At 67.4% G+C, this 12633-nt stretch carries 5 protein-coding genes; 3 read left to right on the top strand and 2 right to left on the bottom strand.

Going from position 1 to position 12633, the window contains the following annotated elements; translation table 11 throughout:
• Nucleotides 1–93 precede the first annotated feature (93 nt).
• The 3 genes from AC1RVW_RS26730 to AC1RVW_RS26720 are packed head-to-tail and all read left to right on the top strand — an operon-like array spanning nucleotide 94 to nucleotide 2789.
• Nucleotides 94–1224 (top strand): beta-barrel domain-containing protein, encoded by a 1131-nt coding sequence (locus AC1RVW_RS26730; protein WP_493203620.1) that lies wholly within the window; start codon nucleotides 94–96, stop codon nucleotides 1222–1224.
• Between the two features lie 60 nt (nucleotides 1225–1284).
• The gene (locus AC1RVW_RS26725; protein WP_493203619.1) at nucleotides 1285–2529 is read left to right on the top strand and encodes a tetratricopeptide repeat protein; all 1245 of its coding nucleotides are present in this window, start codon (nucleotides 1285–1287) and stop codon (nucleotides 2527–2529) included.
• Complete coding sequence (locus AC1RVW_RS26720; RefSeq protein ID WP_106935159.1) at nucleotides 2511–2789, top strand: flagellar transcriptional regulator FlhD; 279 nt, start codon at nucleotides 2511–2513, stop codon at nucleotides 2787–2789. Before AC1RVW_RS26725 ends, AC1RVW_RS26720 begins: the two co-directional genes overlap by 19 nt.
• Here AC1RVW_RS26720 and AC1RVW_RS26715 read toward each other — a convergent pair.
• Nucleotides 2775–4259, bottom strand: a complete 1485-nt coding sequence (locus AC1RVW_RS26715) for a tryptophan halogenase family protein (protein WP_493203618.1) — start codon at nucleotides 4257–4259, stop codon at nucleotides 2775–2777. The two genes, AC1RVW_RS26720 and AC1RVW_RS26715, sit on opposite strands and share 15 nt — an antisense overlap.
• 82 nt (nucleotides 4260–4341) lie before the next feature.
• Nucleotides 4342–12582 carry an Ig-like domain-containing protein gene (locus AC1RVW_RS26710; protein WP_493203617.1) on the bottom strand — a complete coding sequence of 2747 codons (8241 nt, stop codon included), beginning with the start codon at nucleotides 12580–12582 and terminating at the stop codon, nucleotides 4342–4344.
• Nucleotides 12583–12633 lie beyond the last annotated feature (51 nt).

Raw genomic sequence — 12633 nt, 5'->3', positions numbered from 1 at the left:
GGGGCGAAGCCGCCACGCGCGAAGTCTCCTTTCCAGACGACGGAACGCTCCAGGACCGCGCCCGCCGCCTACTATTCTCCGCCCGAGCCTCCTTTGCCGCGCGCATCGCTGCTCGTGTGGATCATTGCGGCACTGCTGCTCGCGCTGCTGGCGTGGGCCTGGCTCTTCAGGCTCGACGAAGTGTCCACCGGTGCGGGCAAGGTGGTGCCGTCGTCGCGCGAGCAGATGATCCAGTCGCTCGAGGGCGGCATCCTGGTCGACCTGAAGGTGCGCGAGGGCGACATCGTCGAGGAGGGGCAGGTGCTCGCGCAGCTCGACAGGACGAAGACCGAATCGACCGTGCAGGAAAGCGCTTCGCGCGTGCGCGCCGCGCTGGCCATGTCGGCGCGGCTCACGGCCGAGGTGGGAGGCACGCCGTTGGTGTTTCCCGCCGAAGTGAGTTCCGACGCCGACCTGGTGCGCACGGAGACCGCGCTCTACCAGTCGCGCCGCGACCAGCTCGCGAGCAGCCTTTCTGGCGTGACGCAGGCGCTGTCGCTGATGCGCAGGGAGCTTGCCTTGACCGAGCCGCTGGTGGCTCGCGGCGCCGCAAGCGATGTCGAGGTGCTGCGCCTGAAGCGGCAGATCAACGAAGCCGAAACCAAGGCGGCCGACCTCAAGAGCCAGTATTACGTGAAGGCACGCGAAGACCTGGCCAGGGCCAACGCCGAGATCGAGGCGCAGCGCTCGGTCACGCGCGGGCGCTCCGACTCTCTCACGCGCCTGACCTTCGCGTCGCCGGTGCGCGGCATTGTGAAGGACATCGCGGTGACCACGGTGGGCGGCGTGCTGCCCCCGGGCGGCAGGCTCATGGCGATCGTGCCGCTCGACGAGAAGTTGCTGGTCGAAGCGCGCATATCGCCGCGCGACGTCGCCTTCATCCATCCGGGCCAGGAGGCGGCGGTGAAGGTCACGGCGTACGACTACGCCATCTTCGGCAGCCTGCCGGGCCGCGTGACGACGATTTCGCCGGACACCATCCAGGACGACGTGAAGCGCGACGTGTACTACTACCGCGTGTACATCCGCACCGACGCCGACCAGCTGAAGAACAAGCGCGGGGAGAGCTTTCCGATCGTGCCCGGCATGATCGCGAACGTCGACATCCACACGGGCAGCAAGTCGGTGCTGGACTATCTGCTCAAGCCGCTGAACAAGGCGCGCGAAGCCTTGCGCGAGCGCTGAAAGACCCGTATGAGAAGAGTGCCCATTCCGCGCCGCGGGCCCGCCATCACGCAACAGGCCTTGAACCTGCTGGGAGAGGAGTTCCGAGCCGCTTTCGCGCAGGGCGACTTCATGCGGGCGTTGAAGTTCGCTACGCAGGCATGGGAGGCAACCCGCAGCCCGCAGCCCCTGGCCGACGTGGCACTGTGCCAGATGCGGCTGGGCCGGGCGATGCAGGCATACGACATCTATCACGGTGTCGTCGAGTACCTGAAGACCCCGAACGTCTATGACGGCCTTGCGGAGGCGGCGGGGCAACTGGGAAAGTGGAGGGAAGTGCGAGAGTTCGGCACCATATCCCTCGAGCTGAAGATCCTGGAGGCGGCGGAAGAAACGACAGCCGCAACCGCCGAATCGCCCGTGCTGCCGCGCTTCGACGAAAGGCGTCGCGAGCGCAACGTCATTGCGTTCAGCCTGTTCGGCGGTGATCCGCGCTATTGCGAGATGGCCGTGCTCAATGTGCGGGCCGCGCGCGAGTTCTTTCCTGCGTGGGTCTGCCGCTTCTACGTCGATGCCTCGGTGCCGAGGTCCGTCTGCGAGCGGCTGCTGGCGGAGGGCGCGTCCGTCGTCGATGTGCGCTCCATCGGCGGTCACGACCTGCCGGGCACCATGTGGCGGTTTCTTGCGCTCGACGATCCCGGTGTCGATCGCGTGCAGTTTCGCGACGCCGACTCGTTGTTGTCCACGCGCGACCAGGCGGCGGTGCGTGCATGGTGCGCCTCCGACCGCTGGTTCCATGTCATGCGCGACTACCACTCGCACACCGAACTGATGCTGGCCGGCATGTGGGGTGCATGCCGGGGCGTCTTCACGGACATGGCGGGCGACATCCGCGCATACCTTCAGAGCCGGCCGTTCTCGTCGCGCTACGCCGACCAGCATTTCCTGCGCCACCGCATCTGGAAGGTGGCGGCGACCAGCATGCTCAGCCACGACGAGTGGTTCGACCTGTCCGGCAGCCAGCCTTTTCCCGCGCATGTGCCGATGACGGTGGATCCGCGCTATGCCCACGTGGGCGCCAACATCGGCTCGCCCTCCATGGAGGTTGCGCACTCCGCTCCCGATGGCACGCCCGTCCGTTGGACCCTGCACGACGCCTCGGGCGGGGCCGTCTGCACCTATTGCGCCGTCGTCAGGAACGGCCACTACAGCGTCAGCATTCCCGCCCCCTATGCCGCGGAGATTGCAGCCGGCCGCTGGAGGGTCGTCTCGCGCGGCCTTCCCCAACCAGATCTGGAGGAAATACGATGTCCCTTGAAAACCTGAGTGGCGTAGACAGGCAGTTGCAGAAGGAGATTGGCGACTTCAACCTGATGTACATGCTCCTGGCGCAGAAGCTGGTGAAGCAGGACGAGGCGGTGGCGATGCGCCGCCTGGGCATCGGCAAGGATCTGGCGGAACTCCTTGCCAACATGTCGTCCGCGCAGATCGCGAAGCTGGCCGAGACGAATCTCATGCTTTGCAGCTTTCGTCCCGATGACGCGGCGATCGCGTCGAAACCGTACATGGCCTCAAGCAAGATCTGAGCTCCTGCGCAGTTCGGCCATGCGCGTTGCGACGCGCCGACGGCTCACGGCCGGAAGACTGGCCAGCTCGGCAGTTGCCGCTTCGGGCGGTACCACACCCAATGGCGCCGCCACGAACAGCCAGTTGATGACGTGGAAGATGCTCTGCCATCCATGGATGGCGTAGTCCTGCACGTCGACGAGCCGCGGCGTGCGCTGCTGGAAACACTGCTTGAGCTCGGCGTAGCTTGCCGGCAGTGGCAGGGCCCCCACGTCGCGCCAGAAGGCGGTGTCGCGCCGTGGGCAGTCGTAGTGCATGCGCAGGAAATCGCGGATGCCGGACCAACATCGCGCGTTGGCCTCGTTGAAGCCTTCGATCAGGAAGCCTGACACCACGCCGTTGCTGGCGGTGACGATGCGCTCGAAGTTGCGCAGTTGCTCCAGCATCTGGCCGATGGAGGTCGCCTCCAGCGGTTCCACGAAACCCGAGGCCAGTCCGATGGCCATGATGTTGCCGACCCACACCTGCTCGAAGTGGCCGGGCTCGAAACGCAGCGCGCGCATCGGCTCGACGTCGGGGCCGATGCGGCGATGGATTTCGTCGATGACCTGGGTCTCGTCGGTGTGCGCGCTGCTGAAGACGCAGCCGGCGCCGACCCGCTCGACCAGCGGGATCTGCCACATCCAGCCCGAAGGCATCGCAATCGCACGCGTGACCAGCGAAGGGTGCGGCTGCGGATGCGGCATATGGAAGGGCACGGCGCGGTCGAGCAGCAGGTGCTCGGAGAACGAGTGCCAGCGCACGCCCAGCTTCTTGCCGATGCCCAGCCGCGCCAGCCCCGAGGCGTCGATCAGCAGGTCGAGGCCGACGGTTTCTCCACCGTCCAGCCTCAGGCTGCGTGCCATGCGCTGCTCGTCGCACACCAGCTCATCGACACGGGCCTGCTGGTGCATCACGCCGCGCGATACCGCCACGCGGCGCAGGTAGTCCGCCAGCTTGTGGCTGTCGAAATGGAACGAGGCCGACAGGCCCGAGCCCGGCCCTTGCCGCAGCATGGCCGCGGCCTCCTGTTGCGTCGCATTCGATGCGATCTCTGCAAAGCCCGGTATGTAGTGGTGCAGGCCGATGCCCTCGTGCACCATGCCCGAGAACAATGGGTAAAAGCCGCGCTCGATCCAGTCCGTCTCCGGCAGGCCGGGCCGGCCGAAGAGGTGGTAATAGCGGTCGTCCTCGGCGCCGGTGCGCCAGCCTTCATAGGAAAAGCCAAGTTTGAAGGCCGCGCCGGTTTCCCGTACGAACTCGTCAAGGTCGATGCCGCATCGGTGCAGCGCCTCGACCAAGTTGAGCAGGCCGCCTTCTCCCACGCCGACGATGCCGATGTCGGGCGATTCGATCACCCGGACTTCGACCTGCGGCGCGAACATGCGGCGCAATGTCAGGGCTGCGAACCAGCCCGCGGTCCCGCCGCCGACGACGACGGCGCGGGACATGTTGCGAAGATTCAGCATACGAGTGGTTCCATGGACATGGTCGAAAAAGAAGGGAACCCCCGAAAGGGTCCCCTTTCTTCGTTCAGATGACCGAGATGCCCTGCTGGATCCAGATATCTCCCAGCGTGTTCGCCGAATCCATGGTGCTGTTGTGATAGATGTTGTAGTTCACTCCATCGACCGTCCTGGATCCGGTGTTGCTCCACTTGTCCGAACCATGCAGCAGCTGCACCGTATCGTCTGAATCGCCGGTAACGCGCAGATGACCCTGGCCCGTGCCATTCACCGTGCCCGTGCTGCTCTGCTGGTTCAGTACGTCGGAGAGCCGCAGCTTGAGGGCATTGCCCTTGTTGGCTGCGCCGGTGCCGAGATCGAAGTTCTCGAAGCCCTTCACCTTCAGCCCAAGCGCCGCCAGGTCCAGCGTGATGTTGGAGGCATCGACCACCAGGGTGTCTATGCCCAGGCCACCGTCCACCCGAACAACGCCGTTGATTTCTTCGATGTGGATCCTGTCGTTGCCCGCGCCGCCGTAGGCGCTGTCGCCTGAGCGCACGCCCGTGATGACGTCGTTGCCGGCGCCGCCGGAAAGCCTGTCCCGGCCATCGGTGGCCTTGATGACGTCGTCGCCGACGGTCAGCAGGTTGGTGAAGTTGAATGCGTCCGCATAGACCACCTCCAGGTGGCCTGTCGCGGGAGCCCCGGACGTTCCTCGATATGCGGAGCCGAGGGCCAGGTCTGCCTGCCCGTCACCGTTCAGGTCGGACAACGCCACGTTCACGCCCAGCATCGATCCGGAGTTCGCGTCGCCGTTCTGGCGATAGTTGGCGTCGAATACGGTTGCCGATTGAGTACCCCTGTAGGCCGCCGTGACACTCTGGACCCCGGAGTAGCCGCCTTGCTGGCCATACAGGATGTAGACGGCACCGTTGTTGATGCCGCCCACGTCGGCCAGTGGCGCGCCGATGGCGATGTCGTCTATGCCGTCGCCGTTGAAGTCACCCACCGAAGTCCCGTTGCCGAACATCGCATCCGCCGTGCTGTCCGACGCCGTGATGACGAAGCCATCGGCGGACGAGAGGTTGGCGAGGTTGACGTCCGAGGCCGCTCCGCCTGCCTTGCCGTAGACCACGTAGACGCGGCCCGGCCCTCGTTGCTCTCCAGCGTCCGGCCCGAATTGCGGCGATCCGATGATCATGTCCGCGATGCCGTCCCCGTTGACGTCGCCCGAGGAGATGGGCATGCCCGTGTTCGACAGGTAGCCGTAGGGTTCCGGATCGATGTAGGTGCCCAGGTACTGGTTCGCCTGTTCGCCGTAGACGCGGAAGCCATTGCTGATGTTCGTGTAGTCGGTCTGCAGGCTGTAATCCTGCGGGAAGCCTTTCGACGTGCCGTAGATCACCTGGATGGCGCCGGCGTTATCGATGTTGCCAGCTGGATTCCTGGCGTTGTACATGCCGTAGGCGAAGTCCGCGTAGCCATCACCGTTGATGTCCCCGATGTTCATCACGTTGGTGGGGTAGCCGTTCGTGTTGTCGTTGTAGATGATCGTGTGTGGTCGGGTGCTTTCCGCCGATGAGTTGCGGCTGTCCGAGACATAGCTCGCCGGACTCGAACCGGTGAAGCCGACGTAGTAGTTGGACCAGGCTGCCGAGCCCGCGGCGCCGGCGTGCCCATAAAGTATGGCGGTGCCCGACGAACCGGTGCCCCGCTGCCAGTCCTGCATGATGATGTCCGCGTACCCGTCGCCGTTGACGTCCACGAGCGCGCCGGCCGCGCCGAACCAGGTCGACCCGCCCTCGCGCTGCACGATCGCAACGCCGTTGCTGTCGCCGCCGGACGAGATGATGGTGCGCACATCCACGTTCACCGGAGCGGAGCCCGCACCCTCGGAAGACCTCCCGAAGATGACCCAGGCGCTGTTCAGGTTGTCGTCGTAGAGGATCACGTCCGAATAGCCGTCGCCGTTCACGTCGCCATAGCCCTGGACGGCGGTCAGGATGTTCGAGTCGGAGATATCACCCGAAGTGAATATCTTCAGTCCGTCGGTTCCAGGCAGGTTCGAAACACTGCTCAGGTCCGGCAGCCCTTGCTTGCTGCCGTAGAGGATGTTGACGCTCCACTTGTTCGCGCTGCGCTCGGCCGACGATCCATGGGGCGCCACGACCGCGAAGTCGTTGTAGCCGTCGCCGTTGAAGTCGCCGATGGCCTGCACGTCGTAGCCGAAGTTGTCGGATTTGGTGGTGCCGGAAATCCGGCTGGTGCCGCCGCCCACCGTCACCACTGCCGGCGCGGAGGCGTTGCCGTTGTAGTCGCGTGCCACGGCCGTGACGATCGCGCCGATATTCACCGGCGCGGACGACGCGTCGATGCTCCATGCGCCGTCGGCGGTGACCGTGGCCGTGAAGGGGAGCAGGTAGTCGATCACGCCGTCGGCGTTCCTGTCGACGCTGAGCGTCACCGTGATCGGCCTCGTCGAGGTGGGCGAAACCGTTGGCGTGTCGGCGTCCGAGGTCGTTCCCGAAAAGCGGGTGCCGTCGCTCTTCTGGATGGTGACCTCGGGTGGGGTCGTGTCGGCGGCTTGCGAGCCCTTGCTCGACGCATTGCCGGCAAGGTCGTAGGCCACGGCGGAGACGACCGTGTTGGCGGCGATCGACGTCGATGGCGTCCAGGTCCAGTTGCCGTCGGCATCGGCGGTGACGCTCGCCTCGACAGACCCGTTGTTGCCCACGTCGATCGCGACCAGCGCGCCGGCTTCGGTCTTGCCCGCTACCAGTCTGCCCCCGACGCGCTGCAGATCGAGCCCGGGGGCGGTCCGGTCCACGGTCACGGCGACGATGCTGGCCGCGGGCGTGGTGTTGCCGGCTGCATCGGTGAGGGTTGCGCGGAACAGGTACTTTCCGTCGGACAGGTTGCTTTGCGCAGCCGTCGTTGCCTTCCAGACCGTGCCGCCGTCGGTGGACACCTCATAGCTCGCGGCCGAGGTGTCGGCGCCGGTCAGCACGAGATCGAAGGTGTTGTCGTTGCTGTAGCGGTCGGAAGATTGATTGGCGGCCAGCGTGCCTGCAGCGGCGAAGCTGTCCGAGTAGTTGTCCAGGCCCAGGGTGGCCACGGGCGGTGGCACGGTGTCGACCGTGAATGCCAGCGGTGCCGACTTCGGCCCTTCGTTGCCGGCCGCGTCGACGTTGCTCACCGCGAGGCTGTGCGCGCCGTTGGCCAGCTCCTTGCCGGCTTCGGGCGTGAAGCTCCAGTTGCCCGCGCCGTCGGCGCTGGCGGAGCCGATCAGCGTGCCGTTGTCGTAGATCCTGACGATGCCGTTGGGCTCCGCTCCCGCGCCCTTCAACACAGGTCGGGTTTCGTTGGTCGTGCTGCCGGAGGCGATCGGGCCGGTGACCGGCGCGACGCCGTCCATCAAGCTGTCGATGGAAGGTGCCGAGGAGGGAGCCACCGTGTCGACCGCAAAGGCCAGCGGTGCCGACTTCGGCCCCTCGTTGCCCGCAGCATCGACATTGCTCGTGGTCAGGCTGTGCGCGCCATTGGCCAGCTCCTTGTCGGCTTCGGGCGTGAAGCTCCACTTGCCCGAGGCGTCCGCCGTGGCGGTGCCGATGAGCGCGCCGTTGTCGTAGATCCTGACGGTGCCGTTGGGCTCCGCGCCCGAGCCCTTCAGCTCGGGGCGGGCATCATTGGTCGTGCCGCCCGAGATGATCGGGCCGGTGACCGGCGCGACGTCATCCGTGACGCTGTCGATGGACGGCGCCGTGGAGGGCGCGACGGTGTCTACCGTGAAGGCCAGGGGCGCCGACTTCGGTCCTTCGTTGCCTGCGGCGTCGATGTTGCTCACCGCCAGGCTGTGCGCGCCATTGGCCAGTTCCTTGCCAGCCTCGGGCGTGAAGCTCCACTTGCCCGAGGCGTCTGCCGCGGCCGTGCCGATCAGCGCACCGTTGTCGTAGACCCTGACGGTGCCGTTCCGCTCCGCGCCCGAGCCCTTCAGCTCGGGGCGGGCGTCGTTCGTCGTGCCGCCCGAGGTGATCGGGCCGGTGACCGGCGCGACGTCATCCGTGACGCTGTCGATGGACGGCGTCGTGGAGGGAACGACCGTGTCGACCGTGAAGGCCAGCGGCGTGGACTTCGGCCCCTCGTTGCCGGCCGCGTCGACGTTGCTCACCGTCAGGCTGTGCGCGCCGTTGGCCAGTTCCTTGCCGGCTTCGGGCGTGAAACTCCACTTGCCCGAGGCGTCCGCCGTGGTGGAGCCGATCAGCGCGCCGTTGTCGTAGATCCTGACGGTGCCGTTCGGCTGCGCGCCCGAGCCCTTCAGCTCAGGACGGGTGTCGTTGGTCGTGCTGCCCGAGACGATCGGGCCCGTGACCGGTGCGACATCGTCCGTGACGCTGTCGATGGAAGGCGCACCTGTGGGCGCAACCGTGGCGACCGTGAAAGCCGTCGGTGCCGACTTCGGCCCTTCGTTGCCCGCGGCGTCGACGTTGCTCGCCGCCAGGCTGTGCGCGCCGTTGGCCAGTTCCTTGCCAGCCTCGGGCGTGAAGCTCCACTTGCCCGCCGCGTCCGCGGTGGCGCTGCCGATCAACGCACCGTTGTCGTAGACCCTGACGATGCCGTTGGGCTCCGCCCCCGCGCCCTTGAGCTCGGGGCGGGTGTCGTTGGTCGTGCCGCCGGGGGTGACCGGGCCGGTGACCGGCTCCGTGTCGTCGATGAGGGCGTCGATCGAGGGCGCTACCGTGGGAGCGACCGTGTCGACCGTGAACGCCAGAGGCGTCGACTTCGGCCCTTCGTTGCCGGCAGCGTCGACGCTGCTCACCGCCAGGCTGTGCGCACCATTGGCGAGTTCCTTGCCCATCTCGGGCGTGAAGCTCCATTTGCCGGTGCCGTCTGCCGTGGCAGAACCGATCAGCGCGCCGTTGTCGTAGACCCTGACGGTGCCATTCGGCTCGGCTCCCGTGCCCTTCAGCTCGGGGCGCGCGTCGTTGGTCGTGCTGCCCGCGCTGATCGGGCCGACGACCGGTGCGACGTCGTCCGTGGCGCTGTCGATGGAGGGAGGCGTGGCTGGCGCCACCGTGTCGACCGTGAAGGTCACGGGGACCGACTTCGGCCCTTCGTTGCCAGCCGTATCGACGTTGCTCACCGTCAGGCTGTGCGCGCCGTTGGAGAGTTCCGATCCCGCCGCGGGGGTGAAGCTCCATGTGCCCGTGCCGTCGGCCGTGGCGGTGCCGATCAGCCTGCCGCTGTCGTAGATCCTGACGGTGCCGTTCGGCTCTGCGCCGGAACCCTTGAGCTCGGGGCGGGCGTCGTTGGTCGTGCTGCCGGACGTGATCGGCCCGGTGACCGGCGTCACGTCGTCCGTGATGCTGTCGATGGACGGTGCCGCCGAGGGAGCGCTCTGGTCGACGACGAGCGTGAACACTGCCGAGGCGCCGCCGCGGTTGCCCGCCGCATCCTCGACGCGCGCGGTGTAGCTGTAGCTGGTGCCGTCGACGAGGCCGGTGTCCTGGAAGGTCCAGGTCGCGGCGCCCGTCATGGTGGCGGCGCCGAGGCGCACGCCGTCGCGGTACAGCGCCACCACTTCACCTGCGCCCAGCGTGCCTGCGAGCGTGCCGTTGAGCTGCGGCGCGGTGTCGTTGGTCTTGCTGCCGGATGCGAATGTGCCTTGCTGCGGGTCCTGGTTGTCGAGATAGCTCGTGATGGCCACCGCCTGCGTTGGCGCGGTCGTGTCGACCGTCAGCGTGAAGCGCGAGGAGGGCGCGCCTTCGTTGCCGGCGGCATCCGTGACGACCGCCATGTAGCTGTGCGTGCTGCCTTCGGCCAGCGTGGACGTGGCAAAGCTCCAGCGGGTGCCGGTCACGGTGGCGGTGCCCAGCAGCGTGGTGCCTTCGTAGACGCGCACTGTATCGGTGGCGCCGATGGCCGTGCCCAGTTCTCCGCGAAGCACGGGCGTGGTGTCGTCCGTGCTCGTGCCGCTGGCGAAGTCTCCCTGGATGAGCCCGACGTTGTCGGTGTAGGCGGTGATGGTCGTGGTCTGCGCGGGCGCGGACGTGCTCACGGTCAGTGTGAAGGCGCTCGAAGCCGCGCTCTGGTTGCCCGCCGCATCGGCTACCACCGCCGTATATGTATGGGTGCTGCCGTTGGCCAGCGCGGGCGTGGCGAAGGTCCAGCTGGTGCCCGTGACCGTGGCGGTGCCGAGCAGCGCCGTGCCTTCGTAGATACGCACCACTTCGGTCGCGCCGATGGCTTCGCTCAGCGTGCCGCGCAGCAGCGGTGTCATGTCGTCGGTGGTGGTGCCGCTGCCGAAGTCGCCCCGGTTGGTGCCGACGTCGTCGGTGTAGGCGGTGATGGTCACGCTCTGCGCTGGGGGCGTGGTGTCCACGGTCAGCGTGAAGGCCGGGGAGGCTGCGCCGACGTTGCCCGCCGCGTCGGCGATTGCCGCGGTGTAGCTGTGGGTGCTGCCGCTGGCCAGGGCCGGAACGGCGAAGGTCCAGCTCGTGCCCGTGACGGTGGCGGTGCCCAGCAGGGTCGTGCCTTCGTAGATCCGAACCACGTCGGTGGCGCCGATGGCATCGCTCAGCTTGCCGTTGAGCACCGGTGCGGTGTCGTCGGTGCTCGTGCCGCTGGCGAAGTCGCCCCGGTTGGTGCCGATGTCGTCGGTGTAGGAAGCGATGGTGACGGCCTGCGTCGGCACGGTGGTGTCCACCGTCAGCGAGAAGGCTCCCGAGGTCGTACCCCTGTTGCCCGCGGCATCGGCGATTGCCGCCGTGTAGCTGTGGGTGCTGCCGTCGGCCAGAGCCGGCGTGGCGAAGGTCCAGGCGGAACCGGACACGGTGGCCGTGCCCAGCAGCGTGGTGCCTTCGTAGATCTGGACGACGTCGCCGGTCTTCAGGCCCGAGACGGTGCCCTTGAGCGTCGGCGTCGTGTCGTTCGTGCTGGTGCCGGTGCCGTACTCGCCGGTGTTGGGCGCGACGTCGTCGATGTAGGCGGTGATGGCGACGGCGTTGTCGGCAGTCGGTGCGCTGTTGTCGATGACGACGACTTGCGAGGTGGGCGAGCCCGCATTGCCTGCGGCGTCCACCACGCGTGCCAGGAACGTGTGGCTGCCATCGGTCAGGGCCGTGGCCGTGTTGTCGAACTGGTAGGTATCGCCGCCGACCAGCGAGGCCTTGTTCCAGGTCCTTCCGTTGTCCAGGGATATCTGCACCGTGGCGCCCGGCTCCATGGCCTTGTCGACTGTGACCGTGGCTACGAGCGTGCGATCGCTGGTGACGAAGTCGCTGCTGCTCGTGCCGGTGTCGGTGCCGATCGCGCTGAGCGTGGCCTTGGCGGTGGGTGGCGTGGTGTCGACGTTGACGACGAATGATCCCGAAGGCTTGCTTTCGTTGCCCACGGGGTCGATGGAAGTGGTGGTGAGCTGGTGCGTGCCTTCTGCCAGCGGCGTGGTGGGCGTGAAGCTCCAGCTGCCGTCGGCCTGCACCGTGGTGCTGCCGATGGGGCTGCCGTTGTCGTAGACCTTGATGACGTCGCCGGGCGTCGCCCCTGCGCCGGAGAGCGTGGGCGTGGTGTCGTCGCTGGCACCGCCGGTCGCGAGCGGGCCTTGCACCGAGCCGACGTCGTCCGTGGCCTTGGCGATGGTGGGCACGTTGGGAGCGGTGGTGTCGATGGTCAGGGCCAGCGTGGCTTCGCCCTTGGTGCCGGCGGCGTTCACGGCGGTGGCGGTGTACTTGTGCGCACCTTCGGCCTGCACCGGCAGCGCGAGGCTCCAGTTGCCGTTGGTGTCCGCCGTGGTGGAGCCAAGGGCGCTCGAGTCTTCCCTGATCGTGATGATGGAGCCGGCCGTTGCCGTGCCCACCAGGGTGGGCGTGGTGTCGTCCGTGAGTGCGCCGGGAGCGAGGTTGCCCTGCTTGCTGCCCTGGTCGTCCACCGCATGGGTGATGCTGACGACGACGCCGGAGGTGTCGACCGTGAAGCTCAGCGGTGCGCTGGCGGCGCTGGTGTTGCCCGCGGCATCGGTGAGCGTGTGCGTGATGCTGTGCGCGCCCTTGGCAAGTGGCTTCTCGGGCGTGAGGCTCCAGGTGCCGTCGGCCTTGACGGCGGTGCTGCCGATGAGGGCCGCGCCGTCATACAGCTTGACGGTATCGCCGGCCCTGGCGCCGGTTCCGCTGAAGGTGGGCGAGGCGTCGTCGGTGGAGCCGCCGGCGGGGATGGCGCCGGTGACTGCGCCCTGGTCGTCCGTGGCCATGACGGTGGCCGGAGTGGCCGGTGCCGTGGTGTCGAGCACGATCGGGTAGTCGCCCGTGGCCGGGCTCGCCTGGCCGGCGCCATCCACGGCGATGGCCTTGAGGTTCTTGACGCCGTCGCCGCTCAGCGGGCTGGTGGT

It is taken from the genome of Variovorax sp. MPBD4-3, from assembly GCF_058809745.1.
This window is presented reverse-complemented; position numbering and strand designations above follow the sequence as displayed.